Below are 18,422 nucleotides of genomic sequence, written 5' to 3' on the forward strand. Positions count from 1 at the left end.
ATAAAAGGCAGTAGCCCGGCAAGTAAATTGCCGGGCTCTTACTTTTTTAGCCGATTTACAGGGCCCGGTAACCAATATCGCGGCGGTAGTGCATGCCCGCAAAATTAATTGCCTTTATACCGGCATAAACGCGGTCCAGGGCCGCCTGTAAATTTTCACCTCGAGCCGTAACACATAATACCCGGCCCCCGGATGTCACTACCTGCCCGTCCACCAGAGCCGTACCGGCGTGGAAAACCTCCACTCCTGGCGGCACTGCCTCCAGCCCCGTAATGGCGTCACCCCGGGCGTAAGGTCCGGGATAACCGCCTGCCGCCAGGACTACTCCGGCTGCCGCCCCTGGATACCAGTCAATCTTTGTTCCGGCCAGTTCACCATTTATGGTAGCCAGCATTAGTTCCACCAGGTCGCTTTGTAAAAGGAGCATAAGGGGCTGGGTTTCCGGATCGCCAAAACGACAATTAAATTCCAGGACTTTGGGCCCCTCGCGGGTGAGCATCAGCCCGGCGTAGAGGACACCGCGGTAGGGGCAGCCGGCTGCGGCCATAGCCCGGACCGTTGGCCGGAGTATCTTTTCTTCTACTTCCCTGGCTGTTGCCGGGGTGTAAAAGGGTACGGGAGCATAAGCGCCCATGCCGCCGGTATTGGGTCCGGTATCTCCTTCCCCCACCCGCTTGTGGTCCTGGGCAGGCAATAGAGGCACCACCGTTTCCCCGTCGCAAATGGCCAGGATGCTGACCTCTTCGCCTTCCAGGCGCTCTTCAATAATTACCCGCTGCCCGGCAGGGCCAAACCGGCCGCCGAACATGGCCGTTACGGCTTCCCTGGCCGTGGCCGTGTCGGGGGCCACCACTACCCCCTTGCCGGCGGCCAGGCCGTCGGCTTTGACGACCACCGGGCCGGGATGTTCCTCCAGGTAGGCCAGGGCCGCCCCGGCCTCCGTAAAGGCGGCATGACGAGCCGTGGGGATGCCTGCCGCCTGCATTAACTCCTTGGCAAAAATCTTGCTCCCCTCCAGCCGGGCCGCCGCCCGGGAGGGCCCAAATATGGGCAGGCCGGCGGTCTGGAAGGCGTCGACAATACCGGCTACCAGGGGCGCTTCAGGGCCCACGAGGGTAAGATCGATACCGGCCCGGCGGGCAAAGGCCAAGAGACCCTCAATATCCCCGGCAGCAATGGGCACACAGGTAGCCAACCCGGCTATGCCGGCATTGCCCGGCGCGCAATAGATTTCCGTAACCAGGGGACTGCGGGCAATCTTCCACACCAGGGCGTGTTCCCGCCCGCCGCCGCCAACTACCAGAACACGCATTTTGCGTTGCCCTCCCTTTAATGCCGGAAATGACGTATGCCGGTAAAGACCATGGCTATACGGGCGGCATCGGCCGCTTTAACGGACTCTTCGTCGCGGACGGAGCCGCCGGGCTGGATGATGGCGGTAATACCGGCCTCTGCTGCCAGGGCAACGGTATCACCAAAGGGGAAGAAGGCATCGGAAGCGAGAACAGCCCCTTTCGCCCGGGCCCCGGCCTGCTCCAGGGCGATGCGCGCTGCACCGACCCGGTTCATCTGGCCGGCACCAATACCCAAAGTAACGCCATCCTTAACCACCACAATGGCGTTGGACTTGACGTGCTTCACTACCTGCCAGGCAAAGAGTAAATCTTCCATTTCCCCCGCTTCGGGTTTACGGGCAGTTACCACCTTGAGGTGTTCAGGGTCGAGGAGGTGGTAATCCGGCTCCTGGACCAGGAAGCCGCCGCTGACGGGCCTTACCTGGTATTCCTGGACGCGGCAGGCAGCCACACTCCCAGCGGCCAGAAGGCGCAGGTTGGGTTTGCTTTTAAGAATCTCCAGGGCTTCAGGGGTAAAATCCGGAGCGATGACGGCTTCCAGGAATATCTCCGTCATTTCCCTGGCTGTAGCGGCATCCACCGTCCGGTTCAGGGCAACAATGCCGCCAAAGGCGGAAACAGGATCGGCCGCATAGGCCAGGTGGTAGGCCTGGGCCGGAGTTGTCCCCCGGGCCACGCCGCAGGGATTGGTGTGCTTGATGATGGCCGCCACCGGCTCTTTAAAGTCAGAGGCCAGGTTCCAGGCAGCGTCCAGGTCCATGAGGTTGTTGTAAGAAAGTTCCTTGCCCTGCAGCTGCCGGGCCCCGGCCAGGCTGCCGGGCGGTACGGCGGGCAAACGATAAAAAGCGGCCTGCTGGTGAGGATTCTCACCATAACGAAGGTCCTGGACCTTCTCGCCGCTGAGGACAAAATGAACCGGGAAGATCTCTTCCTTCCTAATGAGGCGCTGCAAATAGGCGGCAATGGCCGCATCGTAAGCAGCCGTGTGGGCGAAGGCCGCCGCCGCCAGACGCCGCCGGGTGGCCGGGCTTAAATTTCCCTTCTCCCGCAGTTCGGCCAGCACCTCGCTGTAGCTGGCCGGGTCAACGACCACCGCCACCCGCTCGTGGTTTTTGGCCGCCGCCCTAACCATGGCCGGGCCGCCGATGTCGATGTTCTCGATAGCCTCCTCCGGCGTTACCCCGGGCCGGGCAATGGTTTCCCGGAAGGGGTAGAGGTTGACCACCACCAGGTCAATGGGCTGGATGCCCTGTTCCCGGAGCTGCTCCAGGTGTTCCGGCGTCGGCCGGGCCAGGATTCCCCCATGGATTTTAGGGTGGAGGGTTTTGACACGGCCGTCAAGGATCTCAGGAAAACCGGTAACGGCTGCGACTTCGGTAACGGGCAAACCGGCTGCGGTCAAGGTGCGGGCGGTACCGCCGGTAGAGATAAGCTCCCATCCCAGCTCTACCAGCCCCCGGGCCAGATCCACCAGGCCGGTCTTGTCGGAAACACTAAGAAGTGCCCTTTTCGGCATATGTATAGCTCGCCTCCTATGAAAATAACTCGACTTGCCGCCATGAGCGGCTCCTTCAAATTTTCACTGAGACCCGCCGGCCGTGGAGGGTAACCCTGCCTTCGGCCAGCCATTTAACGACCTCGGGGTAAAGGCGGTGTTCTTCGACCAGGATGCGGGCCGCCAGGGTTTCCGGGGTGTCGTCGTCCCGGACCGGTACCACCGCCTGGGCGATGATGGGGCCCGTATCGGTGCCGGCGTCAACAAAGTGGACGGTACAGCCGGAAAATTTGACGCCGTATTCCCAGGCCTGGCGCTGGGCGTTGAGGCCGGGAAAGGCAGGCAGCAGGGCCGGGTGGATGTTGATTACCGCCCCCGGAAACTGGTCGAGAAAATCCTGGCTGAGGAGCCGCATAAAGCCGGCCAGGACTACCAGCTTTACCCCCTCTTTTTTCAAGGCCGCCGCCAGGGCCCGGTCATAAGCCTGCCGGGATGGGTATTCCCGGCGTACGAGGCAACAGGCCTTGAGACCCCGCTGCCGGGCCAGTTCCAGGGCGCGGGCTTCCGGGCGGTCGCTGATGACCACCTGGATGCGGGCGGGAACGCGGCCGGCAGCTATAGCGTCGGCAATGGCCTCCATGTTACTGCCCCGGCCGGAAACCAGGATGCCTATCGGTAAAGGTGCTGCAGCCATTCTCTCTCCCCCCGAAAAAAATATACCACCGGTGGTGGTGCCGCGTCAGCGGCATGGGTGCCTTAGACTTTCGCGCAGCAAAAGCCAGCCGTTTACCTTTTTATTTTAGCTCCGGCACGAACTCTACTGCTCCCTGGCCGGGTATTATTTCACCAACCACAAAAACCTCTTCCCCGGCGGCCTGCAAGCGGGCTTTTACCCTGTCAGCGTCACTGGCCGCAACCACCGCCAGCATACCCAGGCCCATATTGAAGGTGCGGTACATCTCCGGTTCCGGCACCTTGCCGTTCTCCTGGATGAGGTGGAAAACGGGCGGTACCGGCCAGCTGCGCCGGTCCAGGCGCATGCTTAAACCCTGCGGCAGGATGCGCGGCGGGTTTTCTACCAGCCCGCCGCCGGTGATGTGGGCCAGGCCCTTGATTAATCCTTCTTTTAACAATGGTAAAAGAGAGGCTGCATATATACGGGTCGGCGCCAGCAATTCTTCCCCCAGGGTCCGGCCCAGTTCCGGCAGCTGCCGGTCCAGGGTGTAACCGGCTTCCGCCAGCAAAACACGGCGGGCCAGGGAAAAGCCGTTGGCGTGCAGGCCGCTGGAGGCCAGGCCCAGGACCACCTGCCCGGGCTGGATGCGGCCGCCGTCCAGAAGCTCCTCCCGCTCCACTACGCCGACGGCAAAACCGGCCAGGTCGTATTCGTCCTCCTGGTAAAAGCCGGGCATCTCAGCCGTCTCGCCCCCGATCAGGGCACAGCCGGCCTGGCGGCAGCCTTCAGCCACCCCGGCAACGATGCGGGCCACTTTTTCCGGCACCATTTTCCCTACCGCCAGGTAGTCCAGGAAGAAGAGGGGCTCGGCCCCATGGACCAGGATATCGTTGACGCACATGGCTACGGCGTCGATGCCGACGGTATCGTGACGGTCCATGAGGAAGGCTATCTTCAGCTTCGTCCCCACCCCGTCCGTGCCCGCCACCAGCACCGGCTGCCGGTAACGGCCCGGTTCCAGGGCAAAGAGGCCGCCGAAACCGCCCAGATCTCCCAGGACCCCCGGCCGGAAGGTCCGGCGGACATGCTCCTGCATCAACTCCACGGCGCGGTTGCCGGCGGCAATATCCACGCCGGCGGCAGCATAGGTCAGGCCTTTGCCAGCCACTATTATGCGCCTCCTTCCAGGCTGTACTTGGTAGCCTCCTCCGGGGGAGGGATGGGAATGGGATAGCGGCCGGTAAAGCAGGCGGCACAGAAATTTTCCGCTCCCCGGCTCACGGAACGGAACAGCCCCTCCAGGCTCAAATAATGAAGGCTGTCGGCATCAATGTGGCGCCGGATGTCCTCCAGGGAATACCGGGCGGCAATGAGCTCGCCCCGGGCGCTGGTATCGATGCCATAATAACAGGGGTATAAGACCGGCGGCGAGGCCGCCAGCAGGTGAACCTCCCGCACCCCGGCCTGGCGTACCATTGCCACAATGCGGCGGCTGGTAGTCCCCCGGACAATGGAATCATCGATGATAATAACCCGTTTATCTTTCAGAATTGACTTGATGGGATTGAGTTTCAAGCGCACGCCCAGGTCGCGCATCTCCTGGGTGGGCTGGATAAAGGTCCGGCCCACATAACGGTTTTTCATCAACCCTTCGATAAAGGGTAAACCCGCCGCCTCGGCGTAACCGGCTGCAGCAGCGATACCGGAATCCGGCACCGGGATCACCACGTCGGCCGCCACCCGGTATTCCCGCGCCAGGTTCCGCCCCAGCTCCCGCCGCACCAGGTTGACGGTCTCGCCGTCCAGGATGCTGTCGGGCCGGGCAAAGTAGACGTATTCAAAAATGCAGTGGGCGCTGTGGGGCACCCGGCGTCCCCGGATGGAGCGCACCCCCTGGCTGTCGATGACCACAATTTCCCCCGGCTCAATGTCGCGGCAAAAAGCGGCGCCCACGGTATCCAGGGCGCAGGATTCCGAGGCCAGTACCCAGGCCTCCCCCATTTTCCCCAGGCACAGGGGCCGGACGCCAAAGGGATCGCGGACACCAATGAGCTTTTCCTCCGTCATCACCACCAGGGAATAGGCGCCTTCGAGCTCGTCCTGGCAGCGGCGCAGGGCCGCCTCAATGGGCTCCTGGCTGTAGCGGGCGATGAGGTTGACAATGACTTCGCTGTCGGTGGAAGACTGGAAAATGGAGCCCCTGGCCCCCAGCTGCCGCCTCAGCTGGTTGGCATTGGTCAGGTTCCCGTTATGGGCAATGGCCATCATCCCCCTGAGGTAACGGAAAACCAGGGGCTGGGCATTAACCAGGGAGCTCGCTCCGGTTGTAGAATAACGGACATGGCCAATGGCTACGTCGCCCTTTAAAGCCTGGAGGTTGTCCCGGTTAAAAACCTCCGCCACCAGACCCATGCCTTTGTGGACGGCAATATGGCGGCCGTCGGCCACGGCAATCCCGGCGCTTTCCTGGCCCCGGTGCTGCAGGGCAAAGAGGCCGTAATAAGCCAGCCGGGCTACATCCTTGCCCGGGGCATAGATGCCAAAGATGCCGCACTCTTCACGCCAGGGCGACCGCTGCCGGGATAGACCCCTTTCCTTCACCGGGACATCAAAGCAGGTATACTCCCCCGCCATTGCTGCTCCATCTCCTCCAGGCAGAGATTAAACAGCGTCCTGCCGTTTACCCTTACCTTCAGGGTCCGGCCGGCAGTACGGCCGATGACTGCTGCCGGGACGCCTTTCTCCCGCGCCGTGGCCAGCACCCTGTCCCGGGCCGCCGGCGGGACCGCCAGGAGCACCCGCGACTGGCTTTCGCTGAAAAGGAGGTAGTCCGGCCGGAGACTGCTGGCCAGTTCCACCACGGCCCCCACCCCGCCGGCCAGGGCACTTTCAGCCAGGGCCACGGCCAGGCCCCCTTCGGCGCAATCATGGGCTGCCGTCGCCAGCCCGGCGGCAATGATCTCCCGCACCACTTCCTGGACGGCGGCTTCCCGCTCCAGGTTGAGGCCCGGCGGCCGCCCGGCCACCAGGCCGTGGATAACGGCCAGGTATTCGCTGCCGCCTATCTCCGGGCAGGTTTCACCCAGGAGAATCAGGACATCATCCTCCCGGAGCCAGGCCAAAGCGCAGCGTTTTTCAATATCTGCGATGAGGCCTACCATACCCACCACCGGCGTAGGATAGATGGCCTCACCCTCGGTCTCGTTGTAAAAACTGACGTTGCCTCCCGTTACCGGGGTCTGCAAAACCTGGCAGGCCCGGCTCATACCGGTTACGGCCTGGTAAAACTGCCAGGCGACCTCCGGCTTTTCGGGATTGCCGAAGTTCAGGCAATCGGTAAGGCCCAGGGGACGGGCACCTACGCAGGAGAGGTTCCGCGCCGCCTCTGCCACGGCAATGGCCCCGCCCGTTTCCGGGTCCAGGTAGCAGTAGCGGCCGTTGCCGTCCACCGTCAGGGCCAGGCCCTTGCCGGTTCCCTTAATCCTTAAAACAGCGGCATCGCCGCCGGGGCCGGCCACCGTGTCCGTGCGCACCATGTAGTCGTACTGGCGGTAAACCCATTCTTTGCTGGCTATATTGGGCGCCGCCAGGAGTTGCAAGAGCGCTTCCCCGTAATCCCCCGGCTCCGGCAGGTGGCCGAGATCCATATTTTGCAGTTTATCCAGATAAGCCGGCCGGCGCCGTTCCACCTCGTAGACCGGGCACTGGTCCGTTAAGGCCCGGGCCGGCACTTCCGCCACCACCCGGTTACCCTCTTTAATGCGCATCATGCCGTCATTCGTCACGCGGCCGATAACCACCGCCTCCAGGCCCCAGCGCCGGCAGATAGCCTGGACCCTTTTTTCCGCTCCTTTTTTGGGCACCAGGAGCATGCGTTCCTGGGACTCCGAAAGCATGACCTCATAGGGCGTCATGCCCTCTTCCCGCCGCGGCACCAGGGCGACGTCGATTTCCATACCCGTACCGGCCCGGGCCGCCATTTCACAGGAAGAGCTGGTGATCCCCGCCGCGCCCATATCCTGCATGCCGATGATTAAATCTTCTTTAATAATCTCCAGGCAGGCTTCGATGAGGAGTTTCTCCCGGAATGGGTCCCCCACCTGGACGGAGGGCCGCCGTTCCTCGGAAGCCTGGCTCAGTTCCTCAGAGGCAAAGGTAGCGCCGTGGATACCGTCGCGGCCGGTGCGGGCACCCACCAGCATGACGGCATTGCCCACCCCGGCGGCCCGGCCGCGGCGGATGTCTTTTTGCTCGATAAGGCCCACGGCCATGGCGTTGACCAGGGGGTTGCCGGTATAAGAAGGATCGAAGTAGACTTCCCCGGCCACCGTGGGCAGGCCCAGGCAGTTGCCGTAAAAAGCTATGCCGGCTACCACGCCGCCCATGAGGTAACGGGTACGCGGGTCATCCAGGGGGCCAAAGCGTAAAGAATCAAGGACGGCAATGGGCCGGGCCCCCATGGCAAAGATATCGCGGACGATACCTCCCACGCCGGTAGCCGCTCCCTGGAAAGGCTCAATGGCCGAGGGATGGTTGTGGCTTTCGATTTTAAACACTACCGCCTGGCCGTCGCCGATGTCGATGATGCCGGCATTTTCCCCCGGCCCCTGGAGGACCCAGGGGGCCTTGGTCGGAAACAGCTTTAATACCGGCCGGGAGTGTTTGTAGCCGCAGTGCTCCGACCACATAACGGCAAACATGCCCACTTCCACATAATTGGGTTCCCGGCCCAGGATTCCTTTTATCCGTTCAAATTCCTCGTCCGTGAGGCCCATCTGCCGGTAAACTTCAGGCTCCAAGGCGCTCCCCCCTCTGCCACCAGTCAACTATAGAGGCTAAAAGCTCCCGGCCGTCGGTACCGCCAAGAAGGCTCTCGACACAGCGTTCCGGGTGGGGCATCAGGCCCAGGATATTGCCCTCCCGGTTAATAATGCCGGCGATGTTGCCCACCGAACCGTTGGGATTGGCTGCCGGCGTTACTTCACCGTCCTGAGTGCAGTAGCGGAAAATAATCTGCCGGTTGGCCTCAAGTTCAGCCAGGGTGTCAGCGTCGGCATAATAGTTGCCTTCACCGTGGGCAATGGGGATGCGGATGACCTGGCCCTCCCGGAAGCGGTTGGTAAAGGGGGTGGCGTTGTTTTCCACCCTTAAACAGGTCCACTGGCAGCGGAACTGGAGGCAGTCATTGCGCCGCATCGCCCCCGGCAGGAGGCCGGCCTCCAGCAGGATCTGGAAGCCGTTGCAAATCCCTAAGACCAGGCCGCCGGACCGGGCAAAGTCAATGACGGCCGGCATAATGGGGGCAAAGCGGGCGATGGCCCCGGCCCGGAGGTAGTCGCCGTAGGAAAAACCGCCGGGCAGCACCAGGCAGTCGTAACCGGTAACATCAGTATCGCCGTGCCAGAGATAGTCCACCGGCTGGCCCAGGACGGCCCCCAGGGCGTGGTAGACATCCTGGTCGCAGTTGGAGCCGGGAAAGACGATAACGCCGAACTTCATGGCCGTTCCTCCGAAAATAGGATTTTACCATAAATGCTGCCTTCTGGTGGGGATACGTCCCTCCGCCGCTCAGGAGTTACGCGCCCACAGGACGACGGCTTTAATCGTTCCCCGGCGTGGGCGGCACCCCCCTGGGCAACTCCTCCATGGATAGGCCGGCAGGTTCTTCCAGGGTATAGCGGTACTGTTCAATCACCGGGTTGGCCAGGAGGCGCCGGCACATCTCCTCCACCTGCCGCCCGGCTTCCTGCCGGTCGTCCAGGTCCAGCTGCACTTCCAGGTACTTGCCGACGCGCACCGCAGTTACCCCCTCATACCCCATGGCTTTGAGGCCGCCCATGACGGCCTCACCCTGGGGGTCGAGGACGCCGGGCTTTAAAGTGACGTAAATTTTGGCCAGGAGCATAACGATCGTCCCTCCATTTTATTGCAGCAACCTTTCCACCCGGCTTAACACTTCCTCATAGGCGTCTTCGACGCCGCCCAGGTCGCGGCGGAAACGGTCCTTGTCCAGTTTTTCCCCGCTGGTGCTGTCCCAGAAGCGGCAGGTATCCGGGGAAATTTCATCGGCCAGGAGGACATGGCCGTGGAAAAGGCCAAACTCCAGCTTGAAGTCCACCAGGACCAGGTCGGCCGGTTGCAAGAATTCTGTCAGCAGCTCATTAACCTTCCAGGCGTAGCTTTCCATTTCTTTAATCTGGCTTTCGGTGGCCAGCTCCAGGGCGGCAATGTGGTAGTTGTTAATCATAGGGTCATGGAGGGCGTCGGATTTATAATAAAACTCCAGCACCGGGCGCTTGAGGGTTGTCCCTTCCGCCAGGCCCAGGCGTTTGGCCAGGCTACCGGCGGCAATGTTCCGGGCCACCACTTCCACCGGGATGATATCTACCGCCCGCACCAGGAGCTCCCGGGGGCCTGTCTGTTCAATAAAATGAGTGGGGATGCCCCGGCTGGAAAGCATCTGGAAAAACAGGGCCGACAGCCGGGCATTGATCTCGCCCTTGCGGGCAATGGTGCCTTTTTTCAGGCCGTCAAAGGCCGTGGCGTCGTCCTTGAATTCTACCAGGTACGCATCGGGGTTACCCGTCCGGTAGACCCGTTTGGCTTTGCCTTCATATAATAGTTCGCCCTTAACCGTCATGCTAATCCCTTCCTTACGCAAAATAATACACGGACCAGGCGGCCGGCAATTACTCCAACCCGGCGCGGCGGAAGATGTAGTCCACGTGGCGCAGGTGGTAGTCGTAATCAAATAAGGCCTCGATTTCCTTCCGGTCCAGGTGAGCCATAATATCCTGGTCCTTTAAGACCAGCTCTTTAAAAGGCTGGCGGGTCTGCCAGGCCTGCATGGCATTGCGCTGCACCCAGGCGTAGGCTGTCTCCCGCAAAACGCCTTTGTTCACCAGGGCCAGGAGAAGCCGCTGGGAAAAGACCAGGCCGTGGGTGGCTTCAAGATTCCGGCGCATATTCTCGGGGTAGACATTGAGGCCGGCTATAATTTCGGTGAATTTGACCAGCATGTAGTCCAACAGAATGGTGCTGTCAGGAATAATCACCCGCTCGACGGAGGAATGGGTGAGATCCCGCTCGTGCCAGAGGGCGATATTTTCCATGGCCGCCAGGGCATTGCCCCGCAACACCCTGGCCAGGCCCGCCACCCGCTCGCACATGATGGGGTTGCGTTTGTGGGGCATGGCCGAGGAACCCTTCTGCCCTTGAGCAAAGGGCTCTTCAACTTCTAAAATATCAGTCCTCTGCAGGTTGCGGATTTCTGTAGCCATTTTCTCCAGGGAACTGCCGATGACGGCCAGGGTGGCCAGGAACTGGGCGTGACGGTCGCGCTGGATGATCTGGGTGGAAACGCTGGCCGGTTTAAGACCCAGGCGACGACAGACGTGCTCTTCCACCCGGGGATTGATATTGGCAAAGGTGCCGACGGCGCCGGATATTTTGCCGACACTGATCATTTCCTTGGCCTGTTCCAGCCTGATTATATGCCGGTCTACCTCCATAACCCAGAGGGCCATTTTCAGGCCAAAGGTGGTGGGCTCGGCGTGGACACCGTGGGTGCGGCCGATCATGAGGGTGTATTTATGTTCCCGGGCCTTTTTGACCAGTTCGGCCCGCAGTTCCCGCAAACGCTTCAGGAGCAGGTCGGCGGCATCCCGCATCTGCACCGCCAGGGCCGTATCCAGGACGTCGGAGGAGGTCATGCCCAGGTGAATATACTTGGAGGCATCACCCACCTTCTCCGCAACGGCAGTGAGAAAGGCCAGGACGTCATGGCGGGTGGTGGCTTCAATTTCATTGATCCGGTCAATGTCAAAATCGGCCTTGGCCTTGATCTCTTCCAGGGCGGCCGCCGGAATCTGGCCCAGGTCGGCCCAGGCTTCGCAGGCATAGATCTCAATAGCCAGCCAGGTGCGGAATTTGTGTTCTTGTTCCCAAATTTTCCCCATTTCCGGCAAGGTGTAGCGTGCAATCATTTTTTCCCCTCCCGTAAATAACCCTCGATGCCCAGCTGCGCCAGCTTAGCATCCCGGGCCGCCACTTCCCGGGCCAGCTCATCTTTATAGGCCGCCAGGCGCGCCTGCAGGTCCGGGTCGTGAACGGCGAGGATCTGGGCCGCCAGGATGGCGGCATTGGCCGCCCCGTCAATGGCTACGGTGGCCACCGGGATGCCTTTCGGCATCTGTACCATGGCGTAAAGGGAATCCACCCCGCCCAGGGCCGCCGTTTTGATCGGAACGCCAATGACCGGCAGAGTGGTCACGGCGGCCAGGACACCGGCCAGGTGGGCCGCCCCACCGGCGCCGGCGATGAGGACTTTGAGCCCCCGGCCGGCTGCATTGCGGGCGTATTCCAGGGCAGCATCGGGCGAGCGGTGCGCGGATAGGATCCTTACTTCATAAGGAATCTGGAAGCGCTCCAAGAAGCTTGCAGCCTGGGCCATAACCGGCAAATCGGAATCGCTGCCCATGACAATACCAACATGTGCCAGGTTCATCAAATTTCTCCTCCTTCCTTATATTTTAGCATTTATTTTATCAGCCCCCTCTATCCTTTTTGCTACCGGCCTGTATTTAAATATAATTTAACTCTCCCCGCCCGCTCCTCTCCGCTTTCTCTCCGCTTCCACTCCGATTTCTGAACATAAAGATCATAAAGCACAATTTAAATTCCCTCTTGCCGGCCGGCAAACAAACTAAACTAAACTAAAGAACCCAGGCCGGGGTAGGTCACGCAACACTGAAACCTACCCGCCTGGGTTTTTATCCCTCCGGTGTAGCACAAATGTGCCTGTACCACTCGGACCTGACCGCGAAATAACCTTCGCGCGGAACCCTGAGGTACACTTTCAGGCTGTAGCCAGGGCAATTTACGGTTGCCCGGTAGAAACTTGGGAGCCCTATTCCCCCAATTATACAGTCCGTTACCATATTTACTTTTCGCCCCCATAATAACAAATGGGGTAACAACTGTCAATAAGCTTTCATGCTTTCCCATCCGTCTTCTGTTAGAAGGGCGCCGGCAGAAGGCATCCACCGTCTATTCCCTGGTTACCAGCACCTGCTGCCTGGTTTCTGACCAGTGAACCTTGTAACCCAGGGCCTCGGCGACATAGCGGGCCGGGAGGAAAACCCGATCGTAACGGTTCAGGGGGGCTACATCCATGGTTTCCCGGCGGCCGTCGCGTTCCATTTCCGCGCGGCCGGGATAAAACTTCAGGATATGGCCGCCGCTGCTCAAAGTCACCGTTTGGCTGGCGGGGTCCCAGCCAATCCCCGCCTCGGGAACACCCAGGGCCAGGGCCAGGTAGCGCAGGGGAACGTAGGTACGGCCGTTTTCCAGCAGAGGTGCGACATCCATCTCTTGCACCTGGCCGTTGCTGCTGTAACTTTTTTGCCCCAGGGTAAAGATGGCCACCGGCACGGCGCTTCCATAAATAGTAAAGGCGCGACTCACTGCTTCCCGGCCCTGGCTGTCATAGGCCTTTACCACCAGGCTGCCTTCACCGGGCAGGCGATTGAAGTCAATGGTCAACTGGTAGGGCGGGCTGGTAGGGCTACCCAGAAGCTCGCCATTTAAGTAATATTCCACCCTGCTGATGAAAGGGTCGTAAAGCTTGACGGCGGCCCCCAGGGTGACTGCCCCCCGGATGGTCATGTGGTCCTCGAGTTCCCGGTAGGTTCCGGGTGCCTCCTGGCCGACCTGTTCCAGGTAGTGGGGGCCAGCGATGGCCTCCCGGTAGGCGGTCAAAACTTCCGGGTTGTCATCCAGGCGATAATCGCTCACCTTCGCCTGGGTGTAGAGGGGGTCGCTTTCGTTGAGATCAAAGTAGACCACAGCCTTGACCCGCGGGTAGAGGAGGGGCAGGGTGCGGTAGAATTTACGAATGTTGAAGGCGGCCCAGCGACTGACATCGGCCCGGCCGGGGCTCAACACCGTGTGGGCAATGCCGAACTCGCCCACCATCAGGGGCTTGCTGCCGGCGAAAATGCGGTACCAGTAGTCCAGGCGCTGCAGGGGATCAAGTCCCGCTCCCGGCTGGTCGGCGCGGCCGCTCAGGTAGTAGTCGCTATAGAAGTTGACGCCCACCCAGTCGACATAGTCATCGCCTGGGTAATACTGCAAAGCCGCGGCTTTAACCCCCTCCGGCTGGACGATATCAAAGGGGTTCCAGACCATGGCCACGTTGGGGGCTTCCCGGCGCATTATGGTAGCCGCCCGGCGAAACCAGGAGACGTAGGCAGCGGGGTCGCCATGCCAGGCGTTGGTGCCCTCCATGTTCATTTCCGAGGCGAAACGGAGAAAAACCGGGATTTTAACGGCGGCGAGCTCCCGGGCGATGGCTGTCAGGTCCTCCTCCCGCAGGCCCCCCAGACCGCCGTTGGGCTCCAGGGCCAGGACCAGGCCCGCGCCGGGCACCTGCCGGGCTTTCTCCATCGTATCCCGGGGTAAAACAAAGTTACCCGGCCCGTAGATGTGGCCGTAGCCTAAATAGAGGGCGTGCTGGCGACCGTAAAGGTCTTTGACCCGGTTGTAGTCGTTCCCGGCAGGCCCCCGCTCTTCGTAAAGGCCCAGGTAGACACCGGCAGCCGGCTCAAATTTAGCCAGGGTTATCCGCCCAGGGTCCGGCACCGGGATAAAGAGGCGCAGCATGGATTTCAGGCTCTCACCCCGGGCCGTATCCTCCCAGGCCCAGTCAGGTTTCCCCGCCTGCTGGAAGAGGGCGACCTCCTTCACGTAGGCTGCCCCGGCCTCGCCCAGTTTCCCCTGGCGGTCGCAGAGGCGGAAGATCTTCTGCCAGGCCAGGCCGGCGTTGAGCAGGTCGCCGCCGGCCTCAAAAGCAGCGGCGGCGTTGCGGTAGAGGCTCTCGGCCGTGGCCGGGTCACCGGCCTCCAGTTCCCCGGCGCGCCGGTAGTCCTGCCAGGGGTCGGCCCAGGCGGCTGCTGGCGGGATCAGCAACAAGAATAAAAGGATGGCGATAATACGCGATACCTTCATGCCCGACCATCATCTGCTCCTTTTTTGTGGTAATTCGTTCCTAATTTTAACACAGGAGCAGGGAGCAGGAAAGGTAACTATGGTGATCCGGTTATGTCCCACCAATTAAGTGGCAGGTCTTCTACTTGAAGTGCCGGCGTTATGGCAGCCGAAGTTTACCCTCGATGTCACAGGTTACAAGGGGAAGCTCCTCCCCTAAGAGAAGCCTCCCCCTTTTGCTTACTTCTCTACCAACTGGCTCATTTCTTCATAGCCCAGCTTCTCCAGCTCCGCCGCGCTCTTGAACTGGTCCCACTGTTCCTTTATGAAGTCGTAGGTAGAACTTCAATTATTGAGCGGGTAGGTGATTACATTGTATTTGGCCGGTTCAACTATAATACATGTATGCCCACCTGTCTTTCTGCCGGCACTGTGTTTGACGCCCAATAATTTAAGCGTTACTTGTTTTCCGGCTGCACTGTTTTCCCGGTAAAGGCATCCACATAATAAAAGTCGGGCCCGGGAACCGGGATATAGACGAGGTAGGGTGAGGGGGCTTTCTGGTCAAAATACTCGGGCCAGATGTAAACCAGCTTCAGGGGATGCTGTTTTAAAAACTCGGCTTTGGCCGTTTCGGCCGGCACCACGTTCCGGTTGTCCGGCAGGGGAACGGGCGCACCATTTATGCCGTTGTGAAAGCCAACGATCTTCCCGCTCAGGGCGTCTACCCGTACAGAGAAGGCACGGTCCATAACCGGCACGCCCTGGTGGACCTGGTTAAAGGTAAACGAGATTACCGGTAAGGGGCGTTCCTGATCTTTCAGCTTGCTCTTGTCTACCCAGGCGGGAATCCTTTCTTCTACCTCCGGGTACACCTGCATCTCCATCTCTGCCGGCCCTGCTGGCAGGTATTTTTGCAGGAACTGCACCGCCGTGTTCTGAGCGGCTTCCCGGGAAACAGTAGCTTTCTGGCCGCGTCCGGATTCGTCCTGGAGGTTATAGCTTATAACCTCTCCGGTGCTGGCATTGGTGATCAGGTGCACATAGCGCGCCTGGCGCAACACTGGTTTGCCGTCCGCCCCCTTTTGAGGTATGGTGCTCCAGGTATAACTTTTCTGTTTGATCTCCCGATCATTAAAAGATTCCACATCGCTGGCTCCGTGAAACTGCATGCCCGTGAGGTCAAGGCCAAATGTTTCTATCAGAAGCTTGGCGGCTTCTTCCGGCGTCCTGGCGATCAATTGTCGGCCCTCGCCCTGCAGGGTGATGCGCTGGGATGGGGGAAGGGAGGGCAGGAATTCGGCCAGGGGTCTCCCCGTCAGGGCATCGATGGGGGCCAGGGATGTAGGCGCATAAACCAGTGCCGGCCCGGTTTCGCCCTTTTCCGGTTTAAACAGACCATAAAAAGGTTGATGTTCAAGATAAAAAAGTTTCATTTCCAGCATCCCGGCAAAGGCCTTTTCCGCTTCTTCCCGGGTTACGGCCCGGGAGGGATCGGGGAATTTGGCCTGATCAATTCCTTCTTCCCTTTGCCGGTAGAAGTTGATGATGTGACCGAAAACATCCACCCCCACCCTAAAGCCGCTGTTGTTCATAAGGGGAACTCCATTGACCAGCCGGTAGTAGGGTACGTTGGCTTCGGACCAGTAGATTTTATTGCCTTTTTCATCAGCGCTGCCTCCACCGCCAAAGCCCATATCGTCACCCTGTACATAGTCCTTTATTTTGTCCCCCAGGATCTGCCGGGCAAAGGCCGCCGCCTTTTCCCTGGCCAGGGCGGGGGAGGGGACCTTTTCCGAGGCCCAGGCCGGGTTCTGGAAGTTGTAACTGAGCAGTTCTCCCGTGGCGGTGTCAAAGGTGAGGTAAGCGTAGGCGCCCTGGATACCCCCCTCCGTGCCCGGAGTACGGTTACCCAACATTACGAACCAGGCTTTGCCACCTTCGTCCGATACATCCTGCACGGACAGTTCTTTCAGTTCCGGTACAGCATGGTAAACCTTTTCCAGGGCCTGTTTCTGGGCTGCGGTGAGCACCGGTTTTTGTGCTTCCGTTATCCCCTGTGGCGCTACCGTCCGTACTCCGCCACCGACGCCCGTTGCTTGAACAACGGACGCCGGTTTTTCCGCCGCCCAAACCGGGGAAGCCAGCAGCATGCCGGCGGCCAGCACAGCGGCGGCCATACCCTGCACTTTTTTCACCTGCATCTCCTCCTTTATAAGGATAAAATTTTGGGTTCAGTTATATGGACTGTTTGAAACGGGGAATGTAACGCGTAAATTACATTGATCCCGCCAGATTTTTCTTTGGCCGCTGATGCTTAAACATCCATGGTGATTTGCCTCCTTTTCCCCCCGGGCAAAAGCAGGCGGGCGCTCCAGTGCAACAGCAGGACGCCGGCGGCCAGGTAGACCAGGGTGTAAACGGCCCAGCCGGGCAGGCCGAAATTTACCCCCACCCAGGCCAGACTATTACGTCGTGCGGAATGTGCGGAATAAAGTGTTGACCAACCCAATTTCATTCTCCAAGCACACATTAACGTCCTCACCTCCCCGGCCGCTGTTCTCCTCGCCCCGGTACCGGCCGCCGTTTTAAGCGCCCGCCCGATCAGGCCTGTGTCCCCGGAAAGTAGTATCCGCATCTCCTGCCCTCCTTCGTTTTCCCTTTGTTCTGATTTGCGCCGTCACTTTCCCGCTGAACCTAAACCTTTTACCGCCCCACCAACCTCTCCTGAAGCAAATGCTGAATTGCTTCCAGTTCCTCCAAGGAGCGATACGTAAACAGGTGTGCCTCCCAGTGCTGGCCGTAGAGGACTCCACAGCGCATCTGGAGGTCCTCCTTCATCCGTTCAACCAGGTAGCCCCAAAGGCGGCGGTGGGCTATGTAATCCCCCTCACTGGCTACCTGGAACAGGTGCAGAAGGATCAGCCGCTTCTCCACGGCTCCGGAGGCCAAAAACGGCCAGTACTTGACCAGGTTGGTCACTCCACCGGCGCTCTCGGTTTCTACGATGATAGTTTCGCCGGGCGTTTCCAGCCGGAAATCGCCAAACTGGAACCGCTGCAGGACCGGCAAGTTCCAGCCGGGTACGTCGAAGCGGTTGGCGGCGCCCTGGCCGCGATAGACCTTCGCTTGGGGGAATCCCTTGGCGACAACGGCAAGGTAATCTATTGCTTCACGTTCATAGGAAAAACTGGTCACCCAGCCCACCTCTTCTATTGGACTATCGGACATTCCATAAAGGACGCGCGCAGGCCTTCAGCCGGCCTATCCTGGTTAGCTTTTCTACAGCCACGCCCAGCAGGACCCAGGGAACACCGCCGCGTCCGTTATCTGCCAGCGGCTTTTGTACAGGGCTCTGCACGACGTTACTCGTTACTCCCGCTGGCCACTATCGGAACCTGTTGCCAGGTTGATCCCCCGTCCGTGCTCTTCAGCAGTTCCGTTCCCTGACCGTCCGCTGTTGCCAGCAGGAGCCAGCCCGCCTTACCTGTAACAAAGTCCAGTTGCCGCACCCTTTCGCCCTTCTCCAGAGCCCAGGCTAGATCGCCGGCAGTCAATGCTTTCGGTCATGTTACTCATACGCTCCCTTGAGTTCCGGCAGCTTCTTGAACCCCTACTCATAGCTGTTCTCTTACTTATAGACGAAAGGAACCACTACTTGGTTCCCTCCGCTAAAATTTTCTCCGTTTCCGTTACCCCGTAAGATGGGGAGTCATTTCCCGACCAGATACTTTCCAAGTCGTGGAAGATGTTATGAGCGGTTACCATCGGCTTACGAGTTATTATCGATGATTTTCTTACTTCAGAAATCTCCTTCTCTAGCCGGTTAAGGGAAATAGTCTTACTCTCATCTTCCGGCTGCGCCGGCAGGTACTTACCGTTATCAAGGGGGTTAATCATGCTCCCGCAG

Annotated in this window: 16 protein-coding genes and 1 riboswitch; all 16 genes read right to left on the bottom strand. The window is 60.0% G+C overall.

Going from position 1 to position 18,422, the window contains the following annotated elements; genetic code table 11:
- Window positions 1-55: 55 nt before the first annotated feature.
- Window positions 56-1,312 carry a phosphoribosylamine--glycine ligase gene (gene purD, locus MCACP_RS11365; protein ID WP_406676860.1) on the bottom strand — a complete coding sequence of 419 codons (1,257 nt, stop codon included), beginning with the start codon at window positions 1,310-1,312 and terminating at the stop codon, window positions 56-58.
- Window positions 1,313-1,329: 17 nt separating this feature from the next.
- The gene (gene purH / locus MCACP_RS11370; protein WP_406676861.1) at window positions 1,330-2,871 is read right to left on the bottom strand and encodes a bifunctional phosphoribosylaminoimidazolecarboxamide formyltransferase/IMP cyclohydrolase; all 1,542 of its coding nucleotides are present in this window, start codon (window positions 2,869-2,871) and stop codon (window positions 1,330-1,332) included.
- 55 nt (window positions 2,872-2,926) lie between these two features.
- Window positions 2,927-3,544 carry a phosphoribosylglycinamide formyltransferase gene (purN, locus tag MCACP_RS11375; protein WP_406676862.1) on the bottom strand — a complete coding sequence of 206 codons (618 nt, stop codon included), beginning with the start codon at window positions 3,542-3,544 and terminating at the stop codon, window positions 2,927-2,929.
- 100 nt (window positions 3,545-3,644) lie between these two features.
- Window positions 3,645-4,697: a phosphoribosylformylglycinamidine cyclo-ligase gene (gene purM, locus MCACP_RS11380; protein ID WP_406678747.1), complete on the bottom strand. Its 1,053-nt coding sequence runs from the start codon at window positions 4,695-4,697 to the stop codon at window positions 3,645-3,647.
- Entirely contained in the window at window positions 4,697-6,160 is a 1,464-nt protein-coding gene (gene purF / locus MCACP_RS11385) for an amidophosphoribosyltransferase (RefSeq protein WP_406676863.1), read from the bottom strand. Before purF ends, purM begins: the two co-directional genes overlap by 1 nt.
- A complete protein-coding gene (purL, locus tag MCACP_RS11390) occupies window positions 6,124-8,325 on the bottom strand; it encodes a phosphoribosylformylglycinamidine synthase subunit PurL (RefSeq protein WP_406676864.1) in 2,202 nt (733 codons plus the stop codon). The genes purF and purL overlap by 37 nt, the downstream gene beginning before the upstream one ends.
- Entirely contained in the window at window positions 8,315-9,025 is a 711-nt protein-coding gene (gene purQ / locus MCACP_RS11395) for a phosphoribosylformylglycinamidine synthase subunit PurQ (RefSeq protein WP_406676865.1), read from the bottom strand. The genes purL and purQ overlap by 11 nt, the downstream gene beginning before the upstream one ends.
- Window positions 9,026-9,125: 100 nt before the next feature.
- Window positions 9,126-9,431 carry a phosphoribosylformylglycinamidine synthase subunit PurS gene (gene purS / locus MCACP_RS11400; protein ID WP_406676866.1) on the bottom strand — a complete coding sequence of 102 codons (306 nt, stop codon included), beginning with the start codon at window positions 9,429-9,431 and terminating at the stop codon, window positions 9,126-9,128.
- An 18-nt stretch (window positions 9,432-9,449) separates the two neighbouring features.
- Window positions 9,450-10,166: a phosphoribosylaminoimidazolesuccinocarboxamide synthase gene (gene purC, locus MCACP_RS11405; RefSeq protein ID WP_406676867.1), complete on the bottom strand. Its 717-nt coding sequence runs from the start codon at window positions 10,164-10,166 to the stop codon at window positions 9,450-9,452.
- A gap of 49 nt (window positions 10,167-10,215) precedes the next feature.
- Window positions 10,216-11,511, bottom strand: coding sequence for an adenylosuccinate lyase (gene purB / locus MCACP_RS11410; RefSeq protein WP_406676868.1), 1,296 nt, complete (start codon window positions 11,509-11,511; stop codon window positions 10,216-10,218).
- Entirely contained in the window at window positions 11,508-12,032 is a 525-nt protein-coding gene (gene purE, locus MCACP_RS11415) for a 5-(carboxyamino)imidazole ribonucleotide mutase (RefSeq protein WP_406676869.1), read from the bottom strand. Before purE ends, purB begins: the two co-directional genes overlap by 4 nt.
- Window positions 12,033-12,371: 339 nt before the next feature.
- A riboswitch (purine riboswitch) is annotated at window positions 12,372-12,474 on the bottom strand.
- 100 nt (window positions 12,475-12,574) lie between these two features.
- Window positions 12,575-14,533, bottom strand: coding sequence for a stalk domain-containing protein (locus MCACP_RS11420; protein ID WP_406676870.1), 1,959 nt, complete (start codon window positions 14,531-14,533; stop codon window positions 12,575-12,577).
- A gap of 437 nt (window positions 14,534-14,970) precedes the next feature.
- Window positions 14,971-16,710, bottom strand: a complete 1,740-nt coding sequence (locus MCACP_RS11425; RefSeq protein ID WP_406676871.1) for a YcdB/YcdC domain-containing protein — start codon at window positions 16,708-16,710, stop codon at window positions 14,971-14,973.
- A gap of 119 nt (window positions 16,711-16,829) precedes the next feature.
- Window positions 16,830-16,967, bottom strand: coding sequence for a hypothetical protein (locus tag MCACP_RS11430; RefSeq protein ID WP_406676872.1), 138 nt, complete (start codon window positions 16,965-16,967; stop codon window positions 16,830-16,832).
- A gap of 251 nt (window positions 16,968-17,218) precedes the next feature.
- Window positions 17,219-17,743 (bottom strand): hypothetical protein, encoded by a 525-nt coding sequence (locus tag MCACP_RS11435; protein WP_406676873.1) that lies wholly within the window; start codon window positions 17,741-17,743, stop codon window positions 17,219-17,221.
- 134 nt (window positions 17,744-17,877) lie between these two features.
- A complete protein-coding gene (locus MCACP_RS11440; protein ID WP_406676874.1) occupies window positions 17,878-18,069 on the bottom strand; it encodes a hypothetical protein in 192 nt (63 codons plus the stop codon).
- Window positions 18,070-18,422: the final 353 nt, after the last annotated feature.

Source organism: Neomoorella carbonis (genome assembly GCF_045278715.1).
Classification (GTDB): Bacteria; Bacillota; DSM-521; order Neomoorellales; family Neomoorellaceae; genus Neomoorella; species Neomoorella carbonis.